Annotated in this window: 27 protein-coding genes and 1 pseudogene; 11 read left to right on the top strand and 17 right to left on the bottom strand. The window is 66.5% G+C overall.

Going from position 1 to position 26,510, the window contains the following annotated elements; genetic code table 11:
* The first annotated feature begins 65 nt into the window (after positions 1–65).
* A complete protein-coding gene (locus QFZ46_RS10030; protein WP_307360951.1) occupies positions 66–626 on the top strand; it encodes a TetR family transcriptional regulator in 561 nt (186 codons plus the stop codon).
* A gap of 24 nt (positions 627–650) precedes the next feature.
* On the opposite strand, the gene QFZ46_RS10025 is transcribed toward QFZ46_RS10030, so the two are convergent.
* Both QFZ46_RS10025 and QFZ46_RS10020 read right to left on the bottom strand, forming a co-directional pair.
* Positions 651–2,354 (bottom strand): ABC1 kinase family protein, encoded by a 1,704-nt coding sequence (locus QFZ46_RS10025; RefSeq protein ID WP_307360949.1) that lies wholly within the window; start codon positions 2,352–2,354, stop codon positions 651–653.
* Positions 2,355–2,411: 57 nt separating this feature from the next.
* Entirely contained in the window at positions 2,412–2,996 is a 585-nt protein-coding gene (locus QFZ46_RS10020) for a PadR family transcriptional regulator (RefSeq protein ID WP_307360946.1), read from the bottom strand.
* A gap of 188 nt (positions 2,997–3,184) precedes the next feature.
* On the opposite strand from QFZ46_RS10020, the gene QFZ46_RS10015 reads away from it, so the two are divergent.
* The gene (locus QFZ46_RS10015) at positions 3,185–3,937 is read left to right on the top strand and encodes an SDR family NAD(P)-dependent oxidoreductase (protein ID WP_307360944.1); all 753 of its coding nucleotides are present in this window, start codon (positions 3,185–3,187) and stop codon (positions 3,935–3,937) included.
* A 107-nt stretch (positions 3,938–4,044) separates the two neighbouring features.
* Positions 4,045–4,527, top strand: coding sequence for a single-stranded DNA-binding protein (locus tag QFZ46_RS10010; RefSeq protein WP_307360943.1), 483 nt, complete (start codon positions 4,045–4,047; stop codon positions 4,525–4,527).
* A 39-nt stretch (positions 4,528–4,566) separates the two neighbouring features.
* Here QFZ46_RS10010 and QFZ46_RS10005 read toward each other — a convergent pair whose 3' ends face one another.
* Positions 4,567–5,580, bottom strand: coding sequence for a LacI family DNA-binding transcriptional regulator (locus QFZ46_RS10005; protein ID WP_307360941.1), 1,014 nt, complete (start codon positions 5,578–5,580; stop codon positions 4,567–4,569).
* Positions 5,581–5,689: 109 nt separating this feature from the next.
* Here QFZ46_RS10005 and QFZ46_RS10000 point away from each other — a divergent pair, with 109 nt between their 5' ends.
* Genes QFZ46_RS10000 through QFZ46_RS09985 form a run of 4 tightly spaced genes read left to right on the top strand, consistent with a single transcriptional unit; the run spans position 5,690 to position 11,034 of the window.
* Positions 5,690–7,057: an ABC transporter substrate-binding protein gene (locus QFZ46_RS10000; RefSeq protein WP_307360939.1), complete on the top strand. Its 1,368-nt coding sequence runs from the start codon at positions 5,690–5,692 to the stop codon at positions 7,055–7,057.
* Between the two features lie 13 nt (positions 7,058–7,070).
* Positions 7,071–7,985, top strand: a complete 915-nt coding sequence (locus QFZ46_RS09995; RefSeq protein WP_307360936.1) for a carbohydrate ABC transporter permease — start codon at positions 7,071–7,073, stop codon at positions 7,983–7,985.
* 2 nt (positions 7,986–7,987) lie between these two features.
* Positions 7,988–8,902, top strand: a complete 915-nt coding sequence (locus QFZ46_RS09990; protein WP_307360932.1) for a carbohydrate ABC transporter permease — start codon at positions 7,988–7,990, stop codon at positions 8,900–8,902.
* Between the two features lie 2 nt (positions 8,903–8,904).
* A complete protein-coding gene (locus QFZ46_RS09985; protein WP_307360930.1) occupies positions 8,905–11,034 on the top strand; it encodes a glycoside hydrolase family 2 protein in 2,130 nt (709 codons plus the stop codon).
* A gap of 129 nt (positions 11,035–11,163) precedes the next feature.
* On the opposite strand, the gene QFZ46_RS09980 is transcribed toward QFZ46_RS09985, so the two are convergent.
* The 5 genes from QFZ46_RS09980 to map all read right to left on the bottom strand — a co-directional run bounded on the left by QFZ46_RS09980 (position 11,164) and on the right by map (position 14,969).
* Positions 11,164–12,588, bottom strand: coding sequence for a DHA2 family efflux MFS transporter permease subunit (locus tag QFZ46_RS09980; RefSeq protein ID WP_307360928.1), 1,425 nt, complete (start codon positions 12,586–12,588; stop codon positions 11,164–11,166).
* A gap of 88 nt (positions 12,589–12,676) precedes the next feature.
* Positions 12,677–13,243 carry a TetR/AcrR family transcriptional regulator gene (locus tag QFZ46_RS09975; protein ID WP_307360925.1) on the bottom strand — a complete coding sequence of 189 codons (567 nt, stop codon included), beginning with the start codon at positions 13,241–13,243 and terminating at the stop codon, positions 12,677–12,679.
* Between the two features lie 55 nt (positions 13,244–13,298).
* The gene (locus QFZ46_RS09970; RefSeq protein ID WP_307360924.1) at positions 13,299–13,616 is read right to left on the bottom strand and encodes an ArsR/SmtB family transcription factor; all 318 of its coding nucleotides are present in this window, start codon (positions 13,614–13,616) and stop codon (positions 13,299–13,301) included.
* Positions 13,613–14,101 carry an SRPBCC domain-containing protein gene (locus tag QFZ46_RS09965; protein WP_307360923.1) on the bottom strand — a complete coding sequence of 163 codons (489 nt, stop codon included), beginning with the start codon at positions 14,099–14,101 and terminating at the stop codon, positions 13,613–13,615. The genes QFZ46_RS09970 and QFZ46_RS09965 overlap by 4 nt, the downstream gene beginning before the upstream one ends.
* A gap of 79 nt (positions 14,102–14,180) precedes the next feature.
* Positions 14,181–14,969, bottom strand: a complete 789-nt coding sequence (gene map, locus QFZ46_RS09960; protein ID WP_307360922.1) for a type I methionyl aminopeptidase — start codon at positions 14,967–14,969, stop codon at positions 14,181–14,183.
* 49 nt (positions 14,970–15,018) lie between these two features.
* On the opposite strand from map, the gene QFZ46_RS09955 reads away from it, so the two are divergent.
* Entirely contained in the window at positions 15,019–15,297 is a 279-nt protein-coding gene (locus QFZ46_RS09955) for a helix-turn-helix domain-containing protein (RefSeq protein ID WP_307364563.1), read from the top strand.
* 29 nt (positions 15,298–15,326) lie between these two features.
* On the opposite strand, the gene QFZ46_RS09950 is transcribed toward QFZ46_RS09955, so the two are convergent.
* The 7 genes and pseudogenes from QFZ46_RS09950 to QFZ46_RS09920 all read right to left on the bottom strand — a co-directional run bounded on the left by QFZ46_RS09950 (position 15,327) and on the right by QFZ46_RS09920 (position 22,523).
* Positions 15,327–16,577, bottom strand: coding sequence for an HNH endonuclease signature motif containing protein (locus QFZ46_RS09950; RefSeq protein WP_307360921.1), 1,251 nt, complete (start codon positions 16,575–16,577; stop codon positions 15,327–15,329).
* Positions 16,578–16,759: 182 nt separating this feature from the next.
* The gene (locus QFZ46_RS09945; protein WP_307360920.1) at positions 16,760–17,521 is read right to left on the bottom strand and encodes an ABC transporter ATP-binding protein; all 762 of its coding nucleotides are present in this window, start codon (positions 17,519–17,521) and stop codon (positions 16,760–16,762) included.
* A 36-nt stretch (positions 17,522–17,557) separates the two neighbouring features.
* Positions 17,558–18,763 carry a FecCD family ABC transporter permease gene (locus QFZ46_RS09940; protein WP_307360919.1) on the bottom strand — a complete coding sequence of 402 codons (1,206 nt, stop codon included), beginning with the start codon at positions 18,761–18,763 and terminating at the stop codon, positions 17,558–17,560.
* Positions 18,760–19,545, bottom strand: a complete 786-nt coding sequence (locus QFZ46_RS09935) for a class I SAM-dependent methyltransferase (protein WP_307360918.1) — start codon at positions 19,543–19,545, stop codon at positions 18,760–18,762. The genes QFZ46_RS09940 and QFZ46_RS09935 overlap by 4 nt, the downstream gene beginning before the upstream one ends.
* The gene (locus QFZ46_RS09930; RefSeq protein ID WP_307360917.1) at positions 19,545–20,579 is read right to left on the bottom strand and encodes an ABC transporter substrate-binding protein; all 1,035 of its coding nucleotides are present in this window, start codon (positions 20,577–20,579) and stop codon (positions 19,545–19,547) included. The genes QFZ46_RS09935 and QFZ46_RS09930 overlap by 1 nt, the downstream gene beginning before the upstream one ends.
* 81 nt (positions 20,580–20,660) lie before the next feature.
* Positions 20,661–21,232: pseudogene (locus tag QFZ46_RS09925) on the bottom strand (DapH/DapD/GlmU-related protein).
* A gap of 85 nt (positions 21,233–21,317) precedes the next feature.
* On the bottom strand, positions 21,318–22,523 hold the full coding sequence (locus QFZ46_RS09920; RefSeq protein ID WP_307360916.1) for an MFS transporter: 1,206 nt from the start codon (positions 22,521–22,523) through the stop codon (positions 21,318–21,320).
* Between the two features lie 37 nt (positions 22,524–22,560).
* On the opposite strand from QFZ46_RS09920, the gene QFZ46_RS09915 reads away from it, so the two are divergent.
* Complete coding sequence (locus QFZ46_RS09915; protein WP_307360915.1) at positions 22,561–23,133, top strand: TetR/AcrR family transcriptional regulator; 573 nt, start codon at positions 22,561–22,563, stop codon at positions 23,131–23,133.
* A gap of 89 nt (positions 23,134–23,222) precedes the next feature.
* A complete protein-coding gene (locus QFZ46_RS09910; RefSeq protein ID WP_307360914.1) occupies positions 23,223–23,912 on the top strand; it encodes a hypothetical protein in 690 nt (229 codons plus the stop codon).
* On the opposite strand, the gene QFZ46_RS09905 is transcribed toward QFZ46_RS09910, so the two are convergent.
* A complete protein-coding gene (locus QFZ46_RS09905; RefSeq protein ID WP_307360912.1) occupies positions 23,896–24,825 on the bottom strand; it encodes an NADP-dependent oxidoreductase in 930 nt (309 codons plus the stop codon). The genes QFZ46_RS09910 and QFZ46_RS09905 overlap by 17 nt on opposite strands.
* Positions 24,826–24,926: 101 nt before the next feature.
* On the opposite strand from QFZ46_RS09905, the gene QFZ46_RS09900 reads away from it, so the two are divergent.
* Positions 24,927–25,454, top strand: a complete 528-nt coding sequence (locus tag QFZ46_RS09900) for a MarR family winged helix-turn-helix transcriptional regulator (RefSeq protein ID WP_307360911.1) — start codon at positions 24,927–24,929, stop codon at positions 25,452–25,454.
* A gap of 38 nt (positions 25,455–25,492) precedes the next feature.
* Here QFZ46_RS09900 and QFZ46_RS09895 read toward each other — a convergent pair whose 3' ends face one another.
* A complete protein-coding gene (locus QFZ46_RS09895) occupies positions 25,493–26,491 on the bottom strand; it encodes a LacI family DNA-binding transcriptional regulator (protein ID WP_307360909.1) in 999 nt (332 codons plus the stop codon).
* Positions 26,492–26,510: the final 19 nt, after the last annotated feature.

Here is a 26,510-nt window from a genome sequence, read left to right as displayed (position 1 = left end):
ATGAGTACTTACTTGTAAGCTAGCGTTGGAGAACAGGCTCGTCAATACCGAACCGAGGGAGACTCATGGCACGTGACGCTGAAGCCACGAGGGAGCGAATACTCGCCGCGGCGACCGTGGAGTTCGCGGCCCATGGTTTCGCCGGTGGGCGCGTGGAGCGGATCGCCTCCCAGGCGCAGAGCAACGTTCGGATGATCTACGCGTACTACGGCGGCAAGAGCGGCCTGTTCGATGCCACCCTTGCGGAGGCGCTGCGTCGCATGGCCGAGAACGTCCCCCCGCGTCCCGAGGATCTCGCAGGCTGGGCCGGGGACGTGTTCGACCATCATCAGCGCTTCCCTGAAGTCCTCCGCCTGAGCATGTGGGCTCAGCTCGAGCGACCGGAGGCCACCGCTGAGCCGCGCGACATCTATCGGAACAAGACGCTTGCCGTCGCCACGGCTGCCGCGCACCCGCTGTCGGCCGTAGATGTTCTGGTCTTCATCTACGCCATCGCGCAAGCCTGGCAGCTCTCACCGGAGGGGCTCACCGGCCTCAAGGACGATCCAGTCGGAGGTGGTGAAGTCGCCGCTCGCCGACAATCGGTCGTCACCGCCGTCGAGCGAATGCTGCAAGCCCGAACCTGAACCGCGTGAGCCTCCTGCGGCTCGCTACCGCCGCCCGCCCCCGCCGAGCAGCGCGTACAGCAGCGGAATCGCCGATGACGCCATCAGCACGACCCCGAGCGGCAGAGCGGGCATCAGCAGCACCGCTCCCCCGATGAGCAGCCCGCCGAACAGCAGCGCGGCGACAGCGCGGCGACCGATGCGCATCAGCGAGTCGAGGCGGCGCTCGAGCCGTGAGGTGTCGAAAGTGACGGTGCCATCGTCGATCCGCGTGATCACGTCGTCGATGCGTGCGGGAAGACGCCAGGTGGTGGCCGCGGTCGACACCGCCTGCTTCGCGAATGCCTGGATGACGTTGCCGCTTTCGTCGCGGATCAGGCGCGCGGCATACGGCTCAGCGGCATCCCACACGTTGAAGGCGGGATCGAGCCCGCTGCACATGCCAGAGGTCAGCGAGACCGCGCGGATGAGGAGCAGCATGTTCTCGGGCAACTGCAGCGGCAGTGAACGAACGGTGTCTCCGAACTCGTTCGCGAACCCGCGGAACTCACTCGGGTCGACCTTGCTGAGCTCGACGAAGCCCATCCCTCCGAATCGGTCGAACAGCGCGGCGAGCGCCCGCTCGAGTTCGAGGGTGTCGGCCGACGGCAGCAGCACGCCGATCTCCTGCGCGGCCTTCACCAGGCCCTTGCTGTCGCGCCCCGCGACGGCGACGAGCAGCGTGCGCAGTCCGTCGCGGAGGCCGTCCGGCACTTCGGCCATCATCCCGAAGTCGATGAAGGTCAGGCGCCAGGGCCTGGTGCCGGCATCCGCATCGCCCGTCGCCGACGCGGGCAGCGGCGTCACGAAGATGTTGCCCGGATGGGGGTCGGCGTGCACGAAGCTGTGCGTGAACACCTGGTCGAACATCACCTCTGCGAACACATCAGCGACCTTCGATGGATCGATTCCCGCCCTTCGAAGCGCGGCAGTGTCGTTGATCTTGATCGCTGTGACGTCGGACAGCGTCAGCACCCGGCGGGTGACGCGCTCCCAGACGATCTCCGGCGTGCTGACCCTCGGATCGGCGGCGTAGTTCTCGGCGAAGCGCTCCGCGTTCGCGGCCTCGTGCAGGTAGTCGATCTCCTCGAGGCTGGTCTGTGCGAACTCCTCGACGAGCGCAGGCGCATCCACGCGATCCGAGACGATGCGGATCCGCCGCAACCAGCCCGCCACACGCCGAAGGGCAGTGAGATCGGTCGCGACGATCTCGTCGATACCGGGGCGCTGCACCTTCACGACGACATCGCGGAGTCCGGTGTCGGCCGCGTCGAGATCCGAGAGTCGCGCGCGATGCACCTGGCCGAGGGATGCCGCGGCGAGAGGCCGTTCGTCGAACCACGCGAAGGCGCGCTCGAGCGACACCCCGAGTTCGGCCTCGGCGAGCGTCTTGATGTCAGGGAACGGGACGGCGGGCACTTCGTCCTGCAACCCGGCGAGTTCCTCGGTGATCTCAGGCGGCAGCACGTCGAGGCGCGACGACATGAACTGGCCGACCTTGATCATGAGTCCACCGAGATCGACCGCGAGCACGTGGAAGCGACGCGCGAAATTCTGCATCCGCGGTGCGCGGGTGCGCTCGGAGATGCTCGAGAACCCGAATCTGGGCAGGACGAGTTCGAACCACCAGATCTTGATGAACTCGCGCGCTGCGAACGAGACGATGCGGCGGTAGCGGGCGCGGTGGGTCGTTCGCGCAGCGTCCGTCATCGCGTCATCCTCTCGCCCGGTTCGGCAGGATGCCCGACCGGGCGGTGCGGGGGCGAGTCAGTCCTGCGCAAGGATCGCGTACAGCCTACGACGCGCCTCGTCGAGCACCGTCACGGCCTCCTGCACCTGCTCGGGCGAACCGGTGCGGGCGACCTGTGCGGCAGCGCCGGCGAGATCCATCCCCGCCTTGGGCAGAGCAGTGAGATGGCTGTGCTCGCGGGACGAGAACGCCTCCCACGGCGCCGGCTTGTCCGCGGCGATCTCGGCCTCTTCGCGACCTGCCCCGGTGAGCGAATAGGTCTTTCGCCCGTTCTGCTCCTCGGCGGTGATGAGGCCTTCATCGGCGAGCAGCTGCAGGGTCGGGTAGACCGATCCGGCGCTCGGCTTCCACGAGCCGCCGGAGCGCTCGGCGATCTCGTTGATGATCTGGTAGCCGTGCATCGGCTCCTCGGCGAGAAGAGCGATGACCGCCGAGCGAACGTCACCGCGGGCCATGCGGGACGGGCCGCTGGTTCGCTGCTCGAACGACTTTCGAAGCTGGTCCATCGCATCGAAGATCGCGGATGCCGGGCCTCCTGGTCCGCCGAACGGCGAGCCGGACCCGCCTCCGCCGAAGGGGCCGGTGGGGAATGAGCTGTTCATGTTGTCCTCCTCGATCGAACGGACGATGATGCTTAACGATATATCGTTCGGTGTCGTTCGGGAAGAGGGCCGGCGTTGCATCTTGTTGTCAAGGCCGCCCCGACGAACCCGCCGCCGACGTAGGGTCGAAGAGGGCGGACCGACCGAGAAGCTCTCCCGGCGCAGCGCTCGCCCGGGAGGGAGCCATCATGGCTCAGTACGACGTTTCGGACCGCTCGGCCATCGTCACCGGGGCGGGCAGTGGAATCGGCAAGTCCACCGCGATACTGCTGGCGCAGAACGGTGCATCGGTAGTCGTGAACGACCTGAATGCTGACGCGGCCCAGTCGGTCGTCGATGAGATCCGCGCTGCAGGAGGCGTTGCAGAGGCATCTGCCGGTGACGCGACGGACTCGTCGTGGATCGCGTCATCCATCGAACTGGCCAACACCCTCGCCCCCTTGCGTATCGGAGTGAACAATGCCGGGATCGGCGGGGCAGCCGCGCCGACCGCCGAGTACGGTGACGACGACTGGGACAAAGTCATCGCGATCAACCTCAACGCGGTCTTCCGCAACATGAAGGCCCAGATCCCGTCGATCCTCAGCAACGGCGGCGGCTCGGTGGTGAACATCGCCTCGATCCTCGGCAGCGTCGGCTTCGCCACGTCTCCCGCATACGTCGCCGCGAAGCACGGCGTCGTGGGCATGACCAAGACGGCTGCGCTGGAGTATTCCGCGCAGGGCGTGCGCGTGAACTCGGTCGGGCCCGGTTTCATCGACACTCCTCTGCTGGCGCAGATGGATGCCGACGCGAAGGAGTTCCTCGTGTCGAAGCATCCGATCGGCCGACTCGGGCAAGCGGATGAGGTCGCCAGCCTCATCGTCTTCCTCGCGAGCGACGCCGCCAGCTTCATCACCGGCAGCTATCACCTGGTGGATGGTGGATACACGGCGCCCTGACGCGGCGATCCCCTCCAATGTCGGTCACGGGGCATACTCTGATCCCGTCTCACAATGAGGCAGTCTCGACACTGAGATGAACAACATACGGAACCGGAGTGAACGACATGAACGAGACCACCCTCACCATCGTGGGAAACCTGACCGCCGAGCCCGAGCTGCGCCAGACGAGTTCTGGCGTCGCTGTGGCGAGCTTCACGGTCGCCAGCACGCCGCGCAACTTCGATCGGCAGGCGAACGAATGGAAAGACGGCGACGCGCTGTTCATGCGCTGCTCGGCCTGGCGCGACCTCGCGACGAACATCACGGCGTCCCTGACGAAGGGCAGCCGCGTGATCGTCACCGGCCGCCTGCAGCAGCGCAGTTACCAGGACCGCGAGGGCAACAACCGCGTGAGCCTCGAGCTGCAGGTCGATGAGGTCGGGCCTTCGCTGAAGTACGCCACGGCCCAGGTCGTTCGGGGTGACCGGTCGGGCAGTGGCGGCAGCGCGCCGGTCACGGCAACCGGGGGTGCAGCGGCACCCGCGACGGCCGACTCGTGGTCCACACCGAACGCGGAATGGTCGACGGCAGACGAGACACCGTTCTGAGCTGAAGAGCGTCGACGCACAGGCGCGACGCGGGAGGCCTCACTCCACGGCGGTGCTCTCGCGGACAACGAGTTTGTGAGGCGCGACGATCTCGGTCGCCGGCAGCGCGGGGTCTTCGATCCGGTCGATGATCCGGCGCACCGACTCGCGTGCGATGAACTGCGTGTCGAGCGAGATCGTGCTGAGCGATGGGCGTGAATAGCGCCCCTCGTCGACGTCATCGATCCCGATCACCGCGACGTCCTCAGGAACCCGGAGACCCGCATCGAAGACAGCACGCATCGCACCGAAGGCGAGCAGATCTGAGAAGCAGAAGATGGCGTCGGGGCGTGGATCGAGCGCGAGCAGCGCCCGACCCGCTGAGTACCCGTCAGCGCGGCTGTAGTGCGCGGCCGTGACCACGTACTCCGGGCGAAGATCCACGCCGGCATCTGCCAGCGCGGCCTCATATCCAGCCGAGCGCTGCAGGGGCGTCGAGTACTCTTCGAGCGGCTGCGAGCCGATCGAAGCGATCCGCGTTCGGCCGGTCTCGATCAGATGGCCGACCGCGTCCCGCGCCGCCGCCACGTTGTCGATGGCCACGTGATCGTAGCGCCCGTCGAAATCGTGCTCGCCCAGCAGGATCAACGGCATCCGCGTCGCACCGTGCATGTCGAGGAGCTCGGACTTCGTGACCAACGGACTGAACAGCAGGCCGTCGAACAGCATCGTGCGATCTTCGCCGGTCAGCAGCTGCCGCTCCCGCTCATGATCGTGGCCGGTCTGGTCGATCATCACGCGATAGCCGACCTCGGCCGCAGCATCGATGACGTCACGCGCGAGTTCGCTGAAGTACGGCACATCGATCTCGGGCACGACCAGCGCCAGCATCCCCGTGCGCCCGGTGCGCAGTGTTCGCGCCACCGGGTTGGGCCGATAGTCGAGTTCGTCGATGGCGGCAAGCACCTTCGTCCGCATTCGCTCACTCACGTGCGTGTAACCGCTCACCACGTTCGAGACGGTGCGCATCGACACCTGTGCACGCTCTGCGACGTCGCGAAGTGTTGCCGGCATGTCAGCATCCTACCGTTTGCAACGTGTGCAAAGTTGCGTTACAGTTTGCATACGTTGGCAAAAGACGTCCACCGCACCCGACCCTGCACCTCGACACAAAGGAGTGTTCATGAACAGCAACCCGAAACAGCGGGCCCTCCGCCTGGCCGCGCTCGGCACCATCGCCGTCACGGCGCTGGCGCTGACGGCCTGCGGACCAGACATCACGGCGGGAACCGGCGACGACGCAGCATCCGATCGCCTGCAGGCGCCCGGCGCAGAACAGCCCGAAGGTGAGATCACGATCTGGGACCGCTCCGGCGATCTCTTCGAGGTCTTCGACGACGTGATCGACGACTTCAACGAGAAGTACCCCGGCATCAAGGTGAACCACGAGGCCGTCGACATCAACGCGAAGCTGCAGAACACGCTCATCACGGGCACCGACGTCCCGGACGGCGTATTCCTCGACGACGCCATGATCGGCGGCTTCGCGGATCACCTCTGGGACCTCACTGACGTGCTCGACCCGTACGTCGGCGACATCGCTCCGCAGAAGATCGACGCGACGTCGGTGGGCGGTGGCATCTACGGCGTTCCATACGACCTCAACCCCGGACTGCTCTATTACAACGCCACCGCGCTCGAGGCGGCTGGAGTTGATGCCACGGCGATCGAGACCTACGACGACCTGCTCGATGCGGCCCGCGCATACCAGGAGAAGAAGCCGGAGGCGCACCCGATCCACCTCGAGCAGAGCGCGTTCCTCGGTCAGCTCCAGCTCGAGATGTACGCGAGCCAACTCGGGACGTCGATCGCTGACGCCGAAGGTGAACTCCGCCTCGACAGCCCCGAGTACGAGCAGATCCTGACGTTCCTCGACACCGTCCGGTCGGAGGGCCTCGGAACTCGGGCGGAGTACCTCACTCCGACTGACATCGCCGAGCTCGAGAACGGCAACCAGGTCTTCTACCCTTGGGCGATCTGGTTCGACTTCGCACCGCAGCAGCTGCTCCCCGAGACCAGTGGCGACTGGCGCGCCATGGAGCTGCCCGCCTGGGAAGAAGGCGGAGCCCGCAGCGGCGCGATGGGAGGCTCATCGTTCGTCCTGCCCAAGGACGGTGAGAACTCCGAGCTCGCATGGCTCTTCTACGAGTTCCTCATGTACGACGAGGCCGGCTTCAGCGCAGTGTGGGGCGTGAACGACATCTACCCGACCGGGCTGAACACGTCGATCCCCGCCTACCTGCCGGCCGCGGATCCCACCAAGCCCCTCTTCGACCCGATCGAAGCGCTCGGAGGACAGGACCTCTGGGAGGTCGCGACCACCGCCGGCGCGCAGATCCCCAGCGGCACGTCGATTCCCTCGTGGTGGAGCAGCGCCGTCGACTATCTCGGCAACGACATCCAGAAGATGCTCGACGGCGATCTGACCCCCGCTGAGGTCATCAGCGACTCGACGGACAGCATCCAGACGAATCTCATCGACAGGCAGTGACGGACACTTCACGATGACGATCACAGCCCTCCCCTCCGCGGCGTCCCAGCGCGCCCGAAATCGAACGGCACGACTGAGGCGACGCTCCGCGCCGTACCTCTTCGTCCTCCCGTTCATCGCGATCTTCTTCGCGTTCAGCGTCTACCCGCTGATCTTCACGGCGCGATTGAGCTTCACGAACTGGCGCGGCTCGGGTGCCGCGGAGTGGGTGGGCTGGGGCAATTACACATACCTGCTCACGAGCGAGGCCTTCTGGAGCTCGCTCGGCAACTCCGGCATTCTCTGGCTGCTGATCGTCCCGATCCAGATCGTGCTCGGCGTGATCGTCGCCGTACTGCTGAACTCGGCCAAACTCAGGATGCGCGGGCTCTACCGCGTCGCCTTCATCGTCCCCTTCGTGACGCCGCTCGTCGCCGTCGCCCAGATCTGGGTCGTGCTGTTCGATCAGCAGTACGGCGCCATCAACGCGATGCTCGGCGTCTTCGGCATCCCGGATATCGGATGGCTGACGACGAGCGAATGGGCGAAGCCGACGCTCGCCCTTCTGTTCCTCTGGAAGACGACAGGCTTCATCGTGATCATCCTGCTCTCTGGGCTGCAGTCCATCGACAACTCCATGTACGAGGCCGCAGAGCTCGACGGGGCATCCAAGTTGCGGCAGCTGTGGAGCATCACCGTGCCGCTGCTGCGCCGCACCATCATGTTCGCCGTCGTGCTGCAGACGCTCGCCGTGTTCCAGATGTTCGCCGAGCCGTTCGTCGTCACGCAGGGCGGTCCGTACAACTCCACGACGACGGCCGGCTACTACCTCTACAACCACATCACCCGCGGAGACCTCGGCACCGGGGCGGCGAACTCCTTCCTGCTCGTCATCCTCGTGATGGTGCTCTCACTCTTCTTCGTACGGATGCTGCGAGCGAAGGACTGATCATGACCGACACCCTCTCTCCTGCAGTGCCGGACGTCACGGCATCCGCCCCCGCACCGCAACCCACCCGGCGCCGACCGAGCCTGCGCCTCGGCACCCACCTGTTCCTGCTGATCCTTCTCGTCGCTTTCCTCGCTCCGGTGGCATGGGCGATCGTGTCGTCGTTCAAGCAGCCGAACGACATCATCCGTGACCCGCTCGGGTTCGATGTGTCGACGTTCACGCTCGACAACTTCACCGCCATGTTCCAAGACGTGCCGATCGCGCACGGATTCCTCAACACCGCGATCGTGCTGGTGATCAAGGGCGGCATCACGCTGTTCTTCGCGCCACTCGCCGCGTTCGCGTTCGCGAAGTACGAATTCATCGGTAAGAACCTCATCTTCGGTGCGGTTCTCATCACCCTGATGCTGCCGACCATCGTTCTGATCATCCCGCTGCTGCTCGAGATGAAGACCCTCGGCTGGGTCAACACGTATCAGGCGCTGATCCTGCCGGGCGCGGTGGACGCGTTCGCCATCTTCTGGATGCGTCAGGTCATCAGCGCGGTGCCGGATGAGCTGCTGGATGCTGCGCGCGTCGACGGATGCAGCGAATTCGGCATCTTCTGGCGCGTCGTCGTCCCCGTCATCCGCCCGGGACTGGCAGGCCTTGCCGTGCTGACGATCATGAACATCTACAACGACTTCGTCTGGCCGGTGATCGTCGCGAGTTCGGAGCGGATGGCGACTCTGCAGGTCGTGCTCTCGACGCTCGCGCAGAACATCACCGGCAACCGGATCGGGGCCGACTACGCGACGGTCACCGGCGAGCTCCTCGCGGCGAGTTCCATCGCCCTCATTCCCCTGCTGGTGCTCTTCATCGTGCTCCAGCGTCACTTCATCAACGGCATCCTCGCCGGCAGCGTGAAAGGCTGAACATGTCTCTTTCCACTACCGAATCCCCCCTCGCAGCAGCAGATTCCGACGCCACGCCTCGCCGCGACTACCCACGGCCCGATCGCGACCGATCGGAACGCTGGCTGACCCTCAACGGAGAGTGGGACTTCGAGGCCGACGGCATCCGATCAGCCATCACGGTGCCGTTCGCGTGGGAAAGCGAAGCATCCGGCATCCGGCGCACCTGGTTGGAGCGCGGGACCTATCGCCGACGCATCGTCGCACCCGTCGAATGGGCCGATCGTCGCGTCGTGCTGAGCTTCGGTGCAGTGCACCACCGCGCCGTCGTGCGCATCGACGGCAGCCTCGTCGGGGAACACGTCGGCGGCTACGAGTCGTTCGAGTTCGACATCACCGACTTCGTCGTGCCCGGTGTGACCTCCGAACTGACGGTAGAGGTCGACGCGCCGGCAGACAAGCGGGACATCGCGCACGGCAAGCAGCGCTCGATTCCGCGCGACGACTACGACGGGGTCTCATTCACGCCGACCTCCGGCATCTGGCAGTCGGTCTGGCTTGAGGCCCGCGGGCGCACCTACGCACGCGTCGTTTCACTGCGCGGCGACAGCCTGACGGGGATCGATGTCGCGGTGTCGCTGGAGGGCGATGCCGTCGGCGGTGCGGTCGTGCGTGCCCGGGTGTCCGGCGCAGAGGTCGAGATGACGACGGATGCTGCCGGTCAGGCGTCCGCTCGCATCGAGATTGAGGAACCGCAGCTGTGGTCACCGGCTGATCCACATCTGTATCGCGTCGAGATCGTCGTCGGCGAAGGTCACGCGGCCGATCAGGTCACTGCCACCACCGGGCTGCGCCATATCGAGACGCGCGGCGAGGAGCTCTGGCTCAACGGCTCCAGGTTGTATGTGCGCGGCGTCCTCGATCAGGGGTATTGGCCCGACACCGGTCTCACGGCCCCCGACTCTGACGCGCTGGTCCGCGACATCGCGCTGGCGCGTGAGCTCGGCTACAACCTGGTGCGCAAGCATCTCAAGTTCGAGGACCCGATCTGGCTGCACGAGGCGGACCGCACAGGGATGCTGGTCTGGGCGGAGCCCGCCTGCCCGAGTCGCTTCTCAGACGCTGCGGCGGTGGCGTTCGAAGCTCAGCTTCCGGCCATGGTGGAGCGCGACGGCAACCACCCGAGCATCGTCATCTGGGGTCTCTACAACGAGGAGTGGGGCCTGGACTGGGACATTCCCGGCAGTGCGGCACGCACCGAAGCGGCCGAGCGCGCCTATGACCTGCTGCGCACCCTCGATGACACTCGACCGATCGTCGAGAATTCCGGTTGGGCGCACGTGCGCAGCGACCTCGTCGACTGGCACTACTACGAGCCCGACATCGCGACCTGGAAGCAGGTCGTTGCGGATCTCGCCGAAGGCACGCGCGAGGAGTTCCCCGTGCGGCTCGGACCTGACTTCATCGTCGACAAATCGCTCTACGGGTCATCGTCTTTCCCGCGGTCCGGCGTGCCGATCCTGAACAGCGAATACGGCGAAGGTTTCACGAGTCTCGAGCGCGCGTGGCACCTGCGGTGGGAGACGCAGGAACTGCGTCGGCACGACCGTTTCTCCGGTTACGTCTACACGGAGTTCTCCGACGTCGAGCACGAGTGCGCGGGGCTGCTGACCGAGGACCGCCGCACCAAGGACTGGGGCGGCTGCATCCCCGCCGACGTGAACGCGGACACGGTGCTCGTACTGGACCTCGTGCCCGAACGGGCCGGCGCAGACCTCGCGCTTCCGGTGACTGCGTTCGGCATCGACGTGCATGTCTCGCATCATGGAGATTCGGCGCTTTCCCTTTTGGTCCACGGCGCGTGGGTCCCGGCCGGCTCACCGATGGAGCGCATCCCCTCGGCCAGTAGCGCTCCGTCGACTGACGTCGTGTCGACCTCACGTGTCGACGTCGCGCCCTTCGTGCTCTCAGATGCTGTGCATCTCGCCGTGCCCGCACGCGACGGAGCCGGTCGATTCCTGATCTGGGCGACGGATGCCGATGAGAATGTCGTCGCGCGCGCCTACCTGGATGCGGCGGAGGTCGAGGCGCCGAATCGCCGCGGTGCGCGGGCCGGCGAGTTCGTGGGCGTGGAGCAGCCGGGGCACGCCTAGCGATCGTGGATGCCGCATATCACTGCGCACCGGGCCGTGGCAGAAGAGGCCTGCATTCCAGCAAGGACTGATGCCCGCGCGCCTGCCTGATCCAGACAGCGCGCGCGGGCCCAGTTGCGGCGACCGGACTCAGCGGCGCCGCCAGACCGCCACGGTTCCCGCCCCGAGGATCGCGAGCGCGGCCGCCCCTAGGAAGAGCCACGCGAACCCGCCGGTGAGTGCATCGGCCGGCGATGCACCGCTCGCCTCCAGTGCCGCAGTCCGCAGGCCCGCGATCGTGCCAAGCACGGCGAGACCGACGGCGCCGCCGATCTGCTGACTGGTGTTGATAAGACCGCCGGCGAGACCGGCCTCACCGCCTTCGACTCCTTCGACTGCGAGCTGCGTCGTTGCGACGAACGCACCGCCGAGTCCGACGCCGATGAGCAGCGACGGCCCCAGCAGCTGAGTCAGGAAGACGGCATCCGATGGTGCGAACGCGAGCCACACCAGCCCGCCGGCCAAGACAAGCAGCGACGTGGCGAGGATTGGCCTCGTGCCCAGACGGCCGATCAGCGCGGGAACGACGCCTGCGACGAGCACGAGCGCGCCGGCGAGCGGCAGCTGAGACAGGCCTGCCGTGAGCGCGTCGTAGCCGAGCACGGCCTGCATGTACACCGAGAGGGCGAAGAAGAGGGCGACCATGGCGGCGGCGCCGAGCAGCATGACGACATTGCCGAGCGCGATGTCGCGGTTGCGGAACACAGCCAGCGGCACGAGCGGTTCGGCGCTGCGTCGCTCGCGCCCCACGAACAGGGCGCCGAGCACGACGGCGACCGCGAAGAGCACGAGCGGCAGTGGGTGCAGGAAACCCAGCTGCTCCACGGCGCTGAACGCCCCGACGAGAGCGACGAGCGCCGCGGTCACCGTGACCGCACCGGCCGCATCCAGGCGTCCGCCCGCTCGCTCGCCGTCACGAGTGACGAGAAGCGGAATCGCGACCAGCACGATCGCACCGATCGGCACGTTGACGAAGAACACCGCCTGCCAGCCGAGCGTCGCGGTGAGGATGCCGCCGAGCAGCACGCCGGCCGCGGATCCGATCCCTGCGACTGCGCCCCAGACGCCGAGTGCTTTGGTGCGCTCCTTCGCGTCGGGGAAGAGGTGCGTGAGCAAGGCGAGGGCGGCCGGGGCGAGGAGCGCGGCGGACGCGCCTTGCAGGGCTCGTGCCACGAGCAGCATCTCGCTCGAGAACGAGAGGCCGGCGAGCGCGGATGCTACGACGAAACCAGCGGTGCCGATCAGGAAGATGCGGCGGTGACCGTATCGGTCGGCAAGACGTCCGCCGAGAAGGAGCAGCCCGCCGAAGGCGAGCACGTATGCGGTGATCACCCAGGTGAGGGCGACCGTGTCCATGCCGAGCTGCCGCCCGAGCACGGGGAGAGCGATGTTGACGATGGAGGCGTCCAGCACGACGAGGAACTGCGCGAGAGCGAGGAAGCTGAGGGCGACCCAGCGGCGGGAGCTGCGTGGTGCGGCGATCGTCGGGCGGACGACGGTCGAGAGCGTGTTCATGATGTCATTCCTTTCGGTTGGATACTGACTGAGTGATTCATCACTCACTCTTTTGAGCAAAGAAGAATCTGGGCAGCACAGAATGCGATCACGCCGGGTGGCTCATTCCCTTGGCGAGAAGCCTGGCCCACTCTTCGGGGCGGCCGTCGAGCTGGGTCGTCACGATGAGATGGCACAGCTGGCCATAGGCGATGAAGCGCTGCACATCGTCATCCGCCCCGGCGGAGCGGTTCTTCGCGAACATCGTGACGCGCGCAAGTCCGGCACGAAGAGCTTCCCCCACGACCGGGATCTCGGCGACCGATTGCGCGTGCACCTGCAGCATCAGCAGAGTTCGGTCGCTGATCAACTGCGCGTACGCATCGCCCATCGCGTCGAGGATGTTCTCAGGCGTCTGGTCGACTGCAGCATCCGCCCCCTCTTCGAGGGCCGCGATGATCGCATCGAAGCACGCTTCGAGGGCTGCGACGAAGAGCGCTTCCTTGCCGGAGTAGAGCTTGAAGACGTACGCGGGGGAGATCTTCGCCTCCCGGGCGACATCGGCGACGGTCGTGGCGTAGTAGCCGCCGCGCGCGAACTCCGCCAGCGCCGCTGCTGCGACGATGGGCCGCCGCGCGTCGGCCGTGGAGAGGATTGAGCTGCGAGCCGTGACCATATGAGTGACTGTACACTCACTGATCCTTGGATTACAAGCAAGAGCCGATCCCCGATCACAGCTCTTCGGCGATCTCCTTGATCGATGCAAGACGGCGGTCCCAGCCGCGCCCGATCACGTCGAGACGCTCAGCGATGACACTGAGCTCGGCACCGATCACGCGGAATCGCAGTTCGCGGCCGGCGCGTATCGGCTCGACGAGGCCGACCTCCTGCAGCACCGCGAGGTGCTTCGCGATCGCCTGGCGACTGACGGGGAGACGCCCGGCGAGGGCGGATGCCGAAGCATCCCCCTCTCCGAGCGCCTGCAGGATGCTCCACCGCGTCTCATCCGCGAGTGCCGCGAACATGGGAGCCAGGGTGTCTGCGCTCACTCGTCGGCCTCGACTGCGTCTTTCTCGACCAGGGCGACCATCTTGTCGAGCTCCTCATCCCAACCCGTGCGGTGGCTCTCGAGGTTCACGCGCGGATCGGACGTGTTCTCGAATCCGGCTTCGACGACAGTGAGCTGCGTACCGCCATCGATCTCATCGAGCGTGAACGTGAAGACGGTCGAGCCCTTCTCCTGAACGCGGTCCGGAAGCTTCCCGAGCGCGTCGTCGTTGTTCCAGCGGTACGCGACCACGCGCGGCTCATCCCACTCCTCGACCCGCAGCGGGATGGAGCCGTAGTCCGGGAAGGTCATCGTTCCGGCGGCTCCGACGCCGACACCGTCGAGCACGGTGCGGCCGAACCAGCGGGAGATGTACTCGGGCTGCGTGATCGCGCGCCACACCTTCTCGACGGGTGCGTTGATGCGGATGCTGCGCCGCACCGTGAATGCGTCTTCGTCGACGATGGATGCCGGGTTTTCGGTCATGCTCACCATGATGGTTCCTTTCGAGATTCTTCGCTGGCCGATCGACCAACTGCAATCTCATGGTTGCACCTAATTCCGATTAATGCAACCCTCCAGTTGCACTAGGTAGGGTGAGAATCTCCGCACCGTCCGCAGTGATCGCGATCGTGTGCTCAGTGTGAGCGGTGCGGCATCCGGTGGCACTCCGAAGCGTCCACCCGTCGGCATCCGTGACGAGCTCATCGGTGTCGGCCATGACCCACGGTTCTAGCGCGAGCAGCAGCCCCGGTCGCAATACGTATCCGCGACCGGGCCGTCCGGCGTTCGCAACATGCGGATCCTGATGCATTGTCGACCCGATGCCATGGCCACCGAACTCCATGTTGATCGGGTACCCCGCCGCCTTGAGGACAGTCCCGATGGCGCGGGAGATGTCACCGACCCGGGCACCAGGCCTGGCCGCCGCGATCCCCGCCGCCAGAGCCTGCTCGGTCGCGGCGATCATCGCCAGGCTCTCCGCAGGTTGCGCTTCTCCGACGACGAAGCTGATGGCAGCGTCCGCGGCGATTCCTCGGAGCGAGACGGCGAGGTCGAGCGTCAGCAGATCGCCGTCGGCGAGCGCGTAGTCGTGCGGCATTCCGTGGAGCACGGCATCGTTGACAGCCGTGCAGATGTAGTGGCCGAAGGGACCGTTCCCGAATGAGGGCGCGTAGTCGACGTAGCAGGACTGCGCGCCGGCTTCGGTGATCATCTCCCTGGTCCATCGGTCGATGTCCAGCAGGTTCACGCCGACCGCGCTGCGGCGCTTCATCTCCTGCAGGATGTCGGCGACCAGCGCACCGGTGCTCTTCGCTCGGGCGAGTTCGTCGGTGTTCAGAATCTCGATCATCCAATAACTATACCGGTGTTGTTATACCGGTATTAGAATCGGAATCATGATGGTCAGGATGCCGCTCTCTGCCGCAGAGATCGAACGAGGAGAACGCCTCGGCACCATGCTGCGCCAGGCACGGGGTGCACGCACGATGCTCGACGTCGCACTCGATGCAGGAGTGTCGCCCGAGACGCTGCGCAAGATCGAGTCCGGCCGCGTCGCGACACCCGCCTTCCCGACCATCGCTGCGATCGCCCATGCGCTCGGGCTCTCGCTCGATACGGTCTGGCGCGAGATCAGCCTGCCCGAGCCGACGCGTGTTCCCGCGCCGTTGAATACCTAGATCGGGTCTACCCGCGAGGGAGCAGATGTTCACGCGGCGATATCGAAGCGTGCGCGTCCGCCGAGTCTGGGAGTGCGTGCAGGGTCGACGTGAGCGGGAGGGATGAACCAGACCCGCGCGTTCACACCTGTGCCGTCGATATGGATGTCCCATCCGTTGTCGTGGATGCGATGGTGACAGCTCTCACACAGGAGGATTCCGTTGGAGAGGTCAGTTCGTCCGTGATGGCGTTCCCACCATCGCATGTGGTGGGCCTTGACCATTTCGGGCGGGAGGTTGCACATGGCGCATCCGCCATCGCGTTCGACGAGGGCGAGGCGTTGCGCCTTGGTGAAGAAGCGCTTCTTCCGACCCCAGTCGAGGATCTCGCTGTCTCCACCGAGGACGCAGGGGATCACCCCGCCGTCGGCGGCCATCCGTCGGGCAGCGGCTGCACTTATCGGCTGGTCGATGCCGTCGATCGTCGCGGCGCCAGTGGCGGATTCCAGGTCGTCGACGTGCAGCATCGGCACCGTGCGACGATCGGCATCGGGCGCGTCCGGATCGGGGGCGTCCTGGCGAGCAGCGAATGCCGCGCTCACGTATCCGCGAAGCGCGGCGACGATCGGCGCACCGGTCTCGACATCGAAGTTCCCGTTGAGATGCAACCGCCCGCCGCGCTCGAAGAACGTGAGCGACCGCTTGCCCCGCTGCTCGTCTTCTCGCGGTTCGACACCATCAGGGTCGAGCCATGCCTCGACCCGCACCACGAGCCGGCGGATCTCATCGAGCGCGAGTCCGGGCGCAGCATCGACAAGCAGCCTCTCCCCTTCCGCCGTCTGTTGCGGCCCGGCAGCGATACGACACCGCTCCAGCACCCCGATGATCAACGCGGCCGCCTGCGCACTCAGAGTTCCTGCCGCCATCGCCTCGCTCACCAGTGGGTACTTCGCCGGCAACCGGGCACCCAGAAGATCCGTGCGCACCGCCGTCGCCTCGCCCACCTTGATGAGACGGATGGCATCACCTGTCGACATGCCCGTGGCTGCGGCGATCAACTTCGCCGGAGTGCGGAAACCCTGCTGCTTCGCCAAAGAATCTGCACCGAGCTCCGTACGCGATTCGCTGGCGACACCCGCCGCCACGCCCACGTGCACCGCATCCAGTCGACGCTGCAACAAGCCGATCGCGTTCGTGACCGCGATCAGCTGATCCCTCGAAAGGTCGTTCGAGTCGCCAGCATCCGCCCACGCCACGTCGAGGCGGGAGATCGCCTCGTGCAGACCGGTCAACTTCGACATGCCTTAAGACTACCGCAGAGTGGTCCATTTGTCGAACAAAAGTTCGATTAATAGTGACGCAAACCTGACTCTGGTTGAAGAACGCGCGGCCGCCCTGACGACATTTCTTCGTATATATTTACTATTACAACCGCGGTCCCCAGCGGCGAACCGGGCCATGATCGGGGCCGCAGGGCGCAGACTCAAACCCCCGAACGCCGCGAGGCGCGATCTTCCGAACCGCCGAGATAGGTTGCCACGAGCGATCCCGTGTGGGGTGAGGTCTCGACCACGGCGTCGACCTCGTACACCTCGCGGAGCAGTCCGACCGTGAGGACATCTGCGGGCAGCCCCGACGCGCGGACTCGACCGGCGTGGAGGACCGCGACCCGATCACAGAAGCGCGCCGCGAGATTGAGATCGTGCAGCGCCGTGACAACCGTCATCTCGAGCGAGGAGAGGAGGCCGAGCACGTCCAGCTGGTAGCGGATGTCGAGGTGGTTCGTGGGCTCGTCAAGCACGATCACGTCCGGCTCCTGCGCGAGCGCACGAGCAAGCTGCGCCCGTTGCTGCTCACCCCCGGAGAGACTGCGCCAGGTCCGCGAGCGATAAGACCCCATTCCGGTCAGCAGGAGCGCGCGCTCGATCGCCGAGTGATCGTCACGGTCGAGCGCGGCGAATGTGCCGCGATGAGGAGTGCGCCCGAGGGCTGCGGTCTCGTGCACGGTGATGTCATCGTGCACTTCCGGCGACTGCTCGACGATCGCGAGGCGGCGCGCGACTGCGCGGCGCCTCATCGCCCGCAGATCCGAGCCGTCGAGCGTGATCGTCCCGCCATCCGGCCGACGTAAACCGGCGAGAATGCGCAGCAGAGAGGTCTTGCCGGCGCCGTTCGGCCCCAGGATGCCGAGTACTTCTCCCGCGCGCGCCTCGAGCGAGACTCCATCGAGGATGCCCTTTGCCATCGACCGACCAGACGATCTCGTGAGCCGTCAACGTCGTCATCGCCGTGCCGCCTTGCGCAGGACGATAGCGAAGACCGGTGCGCCGAGCAGCGCGGTGATGACGCCGACGGGGACCTCGTGCGGGGCGAACGCCGAGCGTGCGAAGGCGTCGACCCAGATGAGGAAGATCGCTCCACCTAATGCCGACAGAGGCAACAGCATCCGGTGCGTATGACCGGCGAGCAACCGGACGACGTGCGGGACGAGGAGCCCGATGAACCCGATCGCTCCGGATGCTGCGACAGCTGCGGCCGTCATGAGCGCAGTGAGGATCATCAAGGTCACCCGCGTCTGCGTGACGCTGATGCCGAGGGAGGCCGCCGTGTCCCAGCCGAAAGTGAAGGCGTCGAGTGCCGGGGCGAACAACAGGCAGGCGACGGCGCAGATCACGATGACCGCGGATGCCACGATGAGCGGCTCCCACCGTGCGCCGCCGAGCGAGCCGAGCAGCCAGTACGTGAAGCCCCTGGTGGAGTCGGCGTCGCCGTTGAGCATGAGCACGAGCGAGGTGACGGCTGAGAAGAACTGCGACACGAGCACCCCGGTGAGGACCACTCGAGCGGGGTTCGAGACGCGGCCGCCGCCGATCAGCACCAGCACGATCGTGAAGGCGACGAGCGCGCCGCCGAACGCTCCCATCGAGAGGCTCACGGCACCGGAACCCAACCCGAGGATCATCACCGCGACCGCTCCGGTGGACGCGCCGGATGAGACTCCCAGCAGGTACGGCTCAGCGAGCGGGTTGCGGGTGATCGACTGCAGAACGGCACCAGAGACGGCCAGCCCGAGGCCGACTGTCGCCGCGAGCAGCACTCGGGGAAGTCGAGATTCCCAGATCAGCGCGTCGATGAGCGGCGAGACGGGAGGCACTGGCGCGAGAGCGTCGAGTCCGATGTGCCTCAGGACGATCGCGACGACGTCGAGTGGTCCGATGCTCGCGGTGCCGACGAAGGTCGCCGCGATGATCGAGGCGCCGAGCGCCGCGGCGAAGAGGATGAGCACCACGGACGAGCGCAGACGCCGACGCACGCGGTCGCCCGCACCACGATCGGCTCTCCGCCGGGTTGACTCATCGACGGGCGAATCGACGTCGGGCGAATCGACGTCGGGCGAATCGACGTCGGGCGCTTCGAGTCGAACCGCCGAAGACGGATGCGCGTGCGCGTCAGCGCCATCGGCATCCGTCTCTGCGAGCTTCGTCATCGGCGTCCCAGGACGACGACATCGTCGTAGTGGCGCCAGATGACACCGCTCTCGGCGAAGCCGGCGGCGCGCAGCGCGCTGAGGTGCAGCTCGAGCGGCGCATGCGGTGTCGGCGGTCGAGCGGCGAAGCGGCGAGCACGCTCGCCGGCGTGCTGTGCGAGTTCCGGGAGCGCGACAGCATCCGTCCACCATTCGTCCCAAGTCCGCACGCCCCGTGAATGCGCCTCGTGCTGAGTGCGCTCGTCGTCTGCGGCGGCGACACGGCTGAGGAGAGGCTGCGAGGCGGGGTCGTAGCGCAGGTGATCCGCGTCCATGAAGACGCCGTCCGGTGGCAGCACCGTGCCGAGCGTGTCGTAGAGCGCGACCAGCTGCGCCGGCCGCAGCCAGTGCAGCGCCGTGGAGGAGACGGCGACGTGCACTGCACCTTCCGGCAGCTGCGTCTCCCAGCCGGGCGCCGCGAGGTCTGCGTCGAGAGCGCTGAAGCGCTCACCGTACCTCGAGCCGAGCCACGCGCCGGCAAGGGCGAGCAGAACGGGGTCGTAGTCGATGCCGATCACACGGGCGCCGGGGAACCGCTCGAGAATCCGCTGCGACAGACTCCCCGGGCCGCAGGCGAGGTCGACTGCGATGAGTCCGGTGCCGTCGGATGCCACATCGGCGGTTGTCGCGCATACATGAGCCACGACGTCGAGCATGATCTCGAAGCGCTGCTCGCGGTGCGTGATGTACGCCGCTTGTTGATCGTCCCAGCGGCGGATCAGGTCTTCGATCGCGTGCGTCATCACTTCACCGCCAGGTCGACGAGGCCCTGCGCCACGGTCGGGAGCGCCTGGACGCTGTGGATCGACGGGTCCATGTACTGGCCGGGGACGATGATGAAGCGGTCATTGATGACGGCATCCATCGTGGAGGTCAGCGGATCGCTCTTGAGGAACTCGATCTTCTCCTCGGCGGTATCTCCTGGGTAGCCGCGCGTGAGGTCGCCGAGAATGATCACGTCCGGGTCGCGCAGTGCGATCTCATCCCAGCTGACCTCCGGCCATTTCGTGGCCGCATCGCTGAAGAGGTTCTCTGCGCCGAGCATCTCGGTGACGGTCTGCGGCAGTCCGCCGGGTCCGGCGACCGAAGGTGTGGATGCTGATGCCGCGGTCGAGTAGAACCACACCAGTTTCGGCGTGCCTTCGACCTGCTTCGCGATCTCGAGCCCCTCGTCGACGACGGCCTGCTGGGCGGCGACGACTTCTTCGCCGCCATCCGGCACGTCGAAGATCTGCGCGATCGTCTCGATCTCGTCGAAGAGCATCTCGAACGTCGCTCCGCCCGCGACCGCCACGTGATAGGTGCAGTCGAACTCGCTGAGGTAGGTCGGGACGCCGAGGTCGTGGAGCTCGGTGCGTTCTCCTGCGTTCTCCGCGGTGAGGAACGATGCGAAGGAGGAGTAGACGAAGTCCGGTTCGGCCTCGAGCAGCGTCTCGTGCTTGAGGAGGCCGTCGGTCAGCAGTGGGATCTCGGCATAGGCATCGACGATGTCCTCTCCGATGGGGTCGGTCTCGTACGACGTGCCTGCGATGCGATCTTCGAGTCCCAGCGCGATCATGATCTCGGTGGCGGATTGGTTGAGTGACACGGCCCGCTGCGGCGTGTGCTCGATCGTGACGTCGGCGTCGCAGTTCTCGACGGTGAGGGGGAAGCCGTCACTTCCCCCGGCGGCGGCGGAAGCCGCGTCGTTCGAGGCGGGCCCGGATGCCGCGCCGCAACCGGCGAGGCCCAGCGTCGCCGCGGCGATCACGCTAATGATAATGATTCTCAGTCGCATGAACCGAGCGTATAGCTCTGGCTAGGCTCCTGGGAAATCGGCCCGCCTTTCTGCGTACCGTCGGCTGCCGTGGCCACGAGCTCAGTCGGGAACGGAGCGCACCACGCGTGCGGGAGACCCTACGACTACGGTTCGCGCCGGCACGTCTTTGGTGACGACGGATGCTGCGGCGACGACGGCGTCATCGCCGATCGTGACTCCCGCCAGGATGGTGGCGTTGGCACCGATCCAGACATTGCGGCCGATCGAGACCGGGGCGGGGTGCATGTCTGCGCGACGACTCGGAGCGAGATCGTGGTTGAGGGTCGCGATCACGACGTTGTGGCCGATGAGGCAGTCGTCGCCGATGGAGATGCCACCCTGGTCTTGGAACTTGCATCCGGCGTTGATGAAGATCCGCTTGCCGAGAGTGACGTTGCGCCCGAAGTCGGAGGAGAGAAGGGCGGGAACACGGTCACCGTCTCGTCGACGGGCTTTCCGATCAGGCGCGCCAGCAGCGCACGCACCTCGGCCGGCTCGTGGTACCCGCCGTTGAGTTCACCTGTGATGCGCATCGCGTCCTGACTCGTTCGATGCATGATCTCGTGCAGTGGTGAGTCTCCCGTGATGGTGCGTCCGGAATTCAGTTCGTTCAGAAGATCTTCCAGATCCATGTCTTGCCTCCTGCGTTGCGCTCTGGTGATCAGTCTGGATCGCGCGGTGCCGGATTGCGAGCGCAACCCGCGCATCACGAACCGGTCACGCGGTGCGCCGCCGCTCCAGCACCCCCGCGCACACGATCGCCACTGCACCGGCGATCGGCACGACGAGCAACCCTGCCCGCAACCCGGCGTTGTCGGCGATGAACCCCACGAATGGCGGCGAGAGCAGGAACCCGAGTCGCAGCAACCACGACACGATCGTGAGGCCCGCGCCGTGCCGCAGACCGGGCAGGGCATCAGCAGCCTGAAGGGCAGCGGGGATGAGGGTCGCGCTGCCGAATCCGGCCACCGCGAAGCCGAGAATCGTGCCCGGAACCGTCGGGAACGCCAAAGCCGTCCCCATGCCGACCGCGATGAGGAGTCCGCCGGCACGGGCGACTGCACGCTGCCCGAATCGGTCGACCATGCGGTCACCGATCATCCGCCCGATGAACTGCGCGCCGACGAGAGCGATGTATCCGGTGGTGGCGATCGCCGCCGGTGCGGCGAGATCCGCGCCGAGGTAGAGGGTCGCCCATGACATCCCGGCATCCTCCACGACCGCGCCGGCGATAGCGAGCAGCACGAGCGCGACGATCACGAACACGGTCTTCCCCGAGATTCCGCGTCGCAGCGCTCCCCCGATCTCCGAGCCGCCGGCGATCGCCTCCTCCTCGGTGACGTCATCGCGGCCGCGCAGGCACATCCGCAGAGCGACGAGCGACACGACGCCGAACACGATCGCCGAGATGCCCAGATGGATGCCGAGGGGCAGAGCCATTGCGATCGCCGCAGCAGACATCGATCCGCCGAGCACCGCACCGATCGACCAGATCGCGTGGAAGGAGTTGATGATCGAGCGTCCGTATCCGCGCTGCACTCGAAGACTGTGCGCGTTCTGGCCGACATCGGTGATGGCATCCGCCGCACCGCCGAGGAAGAGACCGAGCGCGAAGAAGAAGGCCGACGGTGCGAGGCCGGCGGCGAGGATTCCGAGGCTCGTGAGGATGGTGCCGACCACCGCCACCTTCGCCGAGCCGAAGCGGCGGATGAGCACGGCGGCTCCGAGCCCTGCGACCATCGCGCCGGCCGGGAACGCGGCGATGGCGAGCCCGTAGGTGGCCGCATCGAGCCCCAGTTGAGCCTTGATCTCGGGGTAGCGCGGCAGGATGTTCGCGAACAGTGCCCCGTTCGTGAGGAACAACAGCGCGACGCCGACGCGTGCACGACGCACGGCCGGGTCGACGGTGGTCGAAGAAGACATATGGACGAGCGTACACGTCACGCGTACACTCGTACACATGATGACGGATGCCGACGCCAAGGCGCCGCGGACCAACCCACGCTACGACCCTGATCGGCGCGAGCGGATCATCACCAGCTGCCTCGACGTCATCGCCGAGCACGGCGTCGCGGGCACATCGCACCGCCGCGTGGCGGCCACTGCCGGGGTTCCCCTCGGTTCGATGACCTACCACTTCGCCGGCATGAACGAGTTGCTGCGCGAAGCGTTCGGTCGCTTCAGCCGCGAGATCGCGGAACAGTTCGAACGCCGGCTGTCTGCGGCGGCGACCACGGAGGAGGCGCGCGAAGCCGTGGTGCTGTTGATCACCGAAGACGTCTTCGGCACCGAGCGCGACCTCGTGCTCACCCACGAGCTCTACACGCTCGCCGCGCGCGAGGCGCCCTATCGCGAGCTCACCAGCGCGTGGATGGCGCGCAGCCGCGCAGCATTGGAGAGGCACTTCGACCCAGTCACGGCACGGATGCTGGACGCGATGATCGAGGGGCTGACGATTCATCGCGCGCTCGACGTGGTGCCTCACGATCGAGACGTCGCGCGAACCGCGGTGGAGCGGATCGTCGGGCGCTGAGCGTCTCCGTTCACCCTCAAGTGCCACGAGCGCCGGCGTTCCGTCAAGGGTCGCACCCCATGGTCGAGGCACTCGTACGGTGAGATGATATGGACAGCTTCATATTCCTCGGTTTCGCCGTCGCCTACCTCGCGCTGCTCACCTGGGGCATCTCGTCGGTAGCGCGGAGGCGCCGAGCAGTCGTCTCCGATCTCTCGTTACTCGTCGTGCTCGGCCTGGTCTACGACAACACCGTCATCGGGCTCGGCGCGATGATCGGCGAAGGAGCCGCGCTCGAAGGGCTGAACTCGGCGCGGTACTGGATGCACGCTTTCCTGACGCCGCTGCTCGTTCTTGTCGCCTGGCACGTGCTGTTCCGCACCGGTGCGCGTTGGGCCCGCAACGTCTGGGCCGCGGTGGTGGCCCTCGGGGTGACCGCGGCACTCATTGCCTACGAGATCGTCGTGGGCGCATTGCCGGTGCAGCTAGCGGCCGACTGGGAGTACGGGGCGCTCAGTTACGGCAATGAGAACGCGCCGAGTGGACCACCGATCATGGTTCTCGTCGTCGCAGCCGCTCTGCTGGCAGCCGGCATCGTCGTGTGGGTGCGCGAACGCTGGGCGTGGCTGACCATGGTGACAGTGCTCATGGTGGCCGGCAGTGCCATCACGCTGCCGGTACCCAGTGCTGCGGTCGTCAACGCCTTCGAGCTGATCCTGCTCGTCGGCGTCGTCGCGACGGTCGCGCACCAGGACCGCAACGCGGCTCGTCACGCGGACGAGATCAGGGAACCACGATGACCTTGCCCGCGATCCGGCCTTCCGCGGCCTCCGCGTGCAGTGCCGGCAGCTCGATGAGCGGGATGCGGCGGGTTACCTCCAAGTGGAGATCGCCGCTGTCGACGAGTGACACCAGCTCGGCGAGCCGTTCGATGTCGCTGCGGACGAAGACGACGGCAGAGCGCACGTTCCGCTCGACGTCGTCGGGCGCCGGCATCCAGGCCGTGGTGCTCACCACGACCCCACCATCGCGAACGAGGCGCACCAGGGAGGTGAACTCGGCCGGCTCGATGGGGGCCAGGTTGAGCAGGATGTCGACCGGCTCGGAGACCGCGTCGAGCACGGCGATCTCCGTGTGGTCGATGATCTCGTCCGCGCCGGCAGCTCGCACGGCATCGATGCTCCGCGGGCTCGCGGTCGCGATCACGCGCGCACCGGCCCGCTTCGCCAGAGAGATGGCGTACTTCCCCACGACTCCACCGGCTCCGACGATGAGCAACCGCTGACCGGCCTCAAGCCGCCCGTCGTCGAACAGCGCCTGCCACGCGGTCAGCGCAACAGAGGGCAGTGCCGCAGCATCCGCAAGCGCAACGCTGGTCGGTGCCGCGACGAGCACGTCCGCCGGGGCGACGACGTACTCCGCGGCTCCTCCGTCCTCGCCCATCGGCAGGAAGCCGATCATCGCGTCGCCGACAGCGAACCCGTCGACTCCATCACCGATCGCATCGACAGTGCCGGAAACGTCATATCCCGGCACGTGCGGGAGGGTCAGCGGAATCGGCAGGAATCCTGCGCGCATGCCGTTGTCCGCGGCGCTGAACGCGGATGCTGCGACGCGCAGCCGCACCTGACCCGCGGCCGGATCGGGCCGCTCGATCTCGCCGTACTGGAGCACCTCTGGTCCGCCCACTTCGTGGAACCGTACTGCCTTCATGATCTGATCCTCTTCTCGAGCTTCGAGTGATGCTTCGAATTCGAAGCAATATGGAAACAGTAACACTACTTCGAATTCGAAGCAACAGTTATACTTGGTGGATGAGCACACGCCCTCCCCAGCTCTCACCGACCGAGCTTGCGGCCTACTTCGCCTTCACCGAGGTGAGCAGCCTTCTGCGGCACGCGGTGGAGAAGCAGTTGCGTGAGGCCGGGAAGCTCAGCTACGTGCAGTTCCAATTGCTCGCCCGACTGAGAGACGCACCTGGCGGCAGCCAGCGCATGACGGACCTCGCGGACGACCTCGTATACAGCCGCAGCGGGCTGACGTATCAGGCGCAGTTGCTCGAGCAGCGCAGACTCCTCACGCGCGCGCCCTCACCCGAAGACGAGCGGAGCACGATCGCCGCGATCACAGACGAAGGTCGCGAGGTGCTCGCGAAGGTGTTCCCCGGACACATCGAAGTCGTCAGCAGCCTGCTGTTCGAGTCTCTCGCCGAGCAGGATGTCGAAGTGCTCGCCCGGGTCATGACACAGGTCAGCGGTCACCTGCGCGCGAATCCGCCGCGGTCTGCGACGCGGAAGCGATCCAGCGATTCCGCACGACGCGTCAGCACGCGCGAACCCTAGGCTCGCGCGCCGTCGAGCGTTCGGGGGCGGACCTGCAGCTAGCGCCGCACAAGCGACCACGACGGCCGCTGATCCGACGACCCGAGTCCGGCGGCAATCTTCGCGCACTCCACACCCTGGTCGTAGAGCGACTGCCGGATGCCGGAGAAGCCGAGTAGCTCCGCGATCTCACTGTCATCCCAGCCGCTGACGCGCGCCGAGCCGCCCAGCACATCCAACGCCCCCGCTGCGAGCTGGTCGCTCATCGCGATGACCACATCCGGACGAAACTGCGCGAGCGCGGACCTCATCATGAGGCGTCCTTCTTCACGTGTGTTGCGGGCGGCGACCGCGACCGGCGTCGTCTCCCACATGCGTCCGGCCTGTTCTACGGCATCGCGGAATCCCGCCAGGCGAGCACTGGTGACCGGGAAGCGCACGTCCGACTGCTGCCCCCGCACGATGCCGCTCCACCGTTCGCGGTCGAGCGGATGCGAAAGGATCAGCGGCGACTCGGCATCCCGCAGCATGTGGAGCGCGATCGTCCGGGCGGCCTCGCGATCATCTGCGGCGACCGCGTGAATTCCGGCGACCGCCGCCGGGCCTCCCTGGATGGCTGCCGGTCGACCAGTCGCGGCGACCGCATCGAGCACGGGGTCTCCGACCTCCGTCGTCCAGAGCACGAAGCCGTCGACGGCGGCCTCTCGTATCCTGTCGACGTCGCCAGCGTCGCCCGCGCTCGGGATGAGAACGAGCCCGAGGTGATTATCAACGCAGACCTGGGACACGCCGGCCAGGAAGCGAGCGGCCTGCGGATCTTCGAATGCGTAGCTGAGGTGCTCGCCGAGGACCACCCCGAGATTCCGCGTGGATCCGCTGCGCAGCGAACGCGCCACCGGATCCGGTCCCGCGTAGCCGAGGCGGGCGGCCGCGGCGAGAACGCGATCGCGAGTGCCGGAAGCAACCCGACCGGGGCGGGTGTAGGTGTAGCTGACAGTCATGGGCGCGACGCCCGCCGCCGCCGCGACGTCACGCATCGTCACCCGCTTGGTGTTCACAACCACAGTCTATCTGTGT

The organism is Microbacterium murale (genome assembly GCF_030815955.1).
Classification (GTDB): domain Bacteria; phylum Actinomycetota; class Actinomycetes; order Actinomycetales; family Microbacteriaceae; genus Microbacterium; species Microbacterium murale_A.
Note: the sequence above shows the minus strand (reverse complement) of the source record. Positions and strands in the feature narration are given on the sequence as shown.

Bases quoted from the DNA above. Each gene is read 5' to 3' on its own strand.
- QFZ46_RS10030 (WP_307360951.1), top strand. From the start codon at position 66: ATGGCACGTGACGCTGAAGCCACGAGGGAGCGAATACTCGCCGCGGCG.
- QFZ46_RS10025 (WP_307360949.1), bottom strand. From the start codon at position 2,354: ATGACGGACGCTGCGCGAACGACCCACCGCGCCCGCTACCGCCGCATC.
- QFZ46_RS10020 (WP_307360946.1), bottom strand. From the start codon at position 2,996: ATGAACAGCTCATTCCCCACCGGCCCCTTCGGCGGAGGCGGGTCCGGC.
- QFZ46_RS10015 (WP_307360944.1), top strand. From the start codon at position 3,185: ATGGCTCAGTACGACGTTTCGGACCGCTCGGCCATCGTCACCGGGGCG.
- QFZ46_RS10010 (WP_307360943.1), top strand. From the start codon at position 4,045: ATGAACGAGACCACCCTCACCATCGTGGGAAACCTGACCGCCGAGCCC.
- QFZ46_RS10005 (WP_307360941.1), bottom strand. From the start codon at position 5,580: ATGCCGGCAACACTTCGCGACGTCGCAGAGCGTGCACAGGTGTCGATG.
- QFZ46_RS10000 (WP_307360939.1), top strand. From the start codon at position 5,690: ATGAACAGCAACCCGAAACAGCGGGCCCTCCGCCTGGCCGCGCTCGGC.
- QFZ46_RS09995 (WP_307360936.1), top strand. From the start codon at position 7,071: ATGACGATCACAGCCCTCCCCTCCGCGGCGTCCCAGCGCGCCCGAAAT.
- QFZ46_RS09990 (WP_307360932.1), top strand. From the start codon at position 7,988: ATGACCGACACCCTCTCTCCTGCAGTGCCGGACGTCACGGCATCCGCC.
- QFZ46_RS09985 (WP_307360930.1), top strand. From the start codon at position 8,905: ATGTCTCTTTCCACTACCGAATCCCCCCTCGCAGCAGCAGATTCCGAC.
- QFZ46_RS09980 (WP_307360928.1), bottom strand. From the start codon at position 12,588: ATGAACACGCTCTCGACCGTCGTCCGCCCGACGATCGCCGCACCACGC.
- QFZ46_RS09975 (WP_307360925.1), bottom strand. From the start codon at position 13,243: ATGGTCACGGCTCGCAGCTCAATCCTCTCCACGGCCGACGCGCGGCGG.
- QFZ46_RS09965 (WP_307360923.1), bottom strand. From the start codon at position 14,101: ATGACCGAAAACCCGGCATCCATCGTCGACGAAGACGCATTCACGGTG.
- map (WP_307360922.1), bottom strand. From the start codon at position 14,969: ATGATCGAGATTCTGAACACCGACGAACTCGCCCGAGCGAAGAGCACC.
- QFZ46_RS09955 (WP_307364563.1), top strand. From the start codon at position 15,019: ATGGTCAGGATGCCGCTCTCTGCCGCAGAGATCGAACGAGGAGAACGC.
- QFZ46_RS09950 (WP_307360921.1), bottom strand. From the start codon at position 16,577: ATGTCGAAGTTGACCGGTCTGCACGAGGCGATCTCCCGCCTCGACGTG.
- QFZ46_RS09945 (WP_307360920.1), bottom strand. From the start codon at position 17,521: ATGGCAAAGGGCATCCTCGATGGAGTCTCGCTCGAGGCGCGCGCGGGA.
- QFZ46_RS09940 (WP_307360919.1), bottom strand. From the start codon at position 18,763: ATGACGAAGCTCGCAGAGACGGATGCCGATGGCGCTGACGCGCACGCG.
- QFZ46_RS09935 (WP_307360918.1), bottom strand. From the start codon at position 19,545: ATGACGCACGCGATCGAAGACCTGATCCGCCGCTGGGACGATCAACAA.
- QFZ46_RS09930 (WP_307360917.1), bottom strand. From the start codon at position 20,579: ATGCGACTGAGAATCATTATCATTAGCGTGATCGCCGCGGCGACGCTG.
- QFZ46_RS09920 (WP_307360916.1), bottom strand. From the start codon at position 22,523: ATGTCTTCTTCGACCACCGTCGACCCGGCCGTGCGTCGTGCACGCGTC.
- QFZ46_RS09915 (WP_307360915.1), top strand. From the start codon at position 22,561: ATGATGACGGATGCCGACGCCAAGGCGCCGCGGACCAACCCACGCTAC.
- QFZ46_RS09910 (WP_307360914.1), top strand. From the start codon at position 23,223: ATGGACAGCTTCATATTCCTCGGTTTCGCCGTCGCCTACCTCGCGCTG.
- QFZ46_RS09905 (WP_307360912.1), bottom strand. From the start codon at position 24,825: ATGAAGGCAGTACGGTTCCACGAAGTGGGCGGACCAGAGGTGCTCCAG.
- QFZ46_RS09900 (WP_307360911.1), top strand. From the start codon at position 24,927: ATGAGCACACGCCCTCCCCAGCTCTCACCGACCGAGCTTGCGGCCTAC.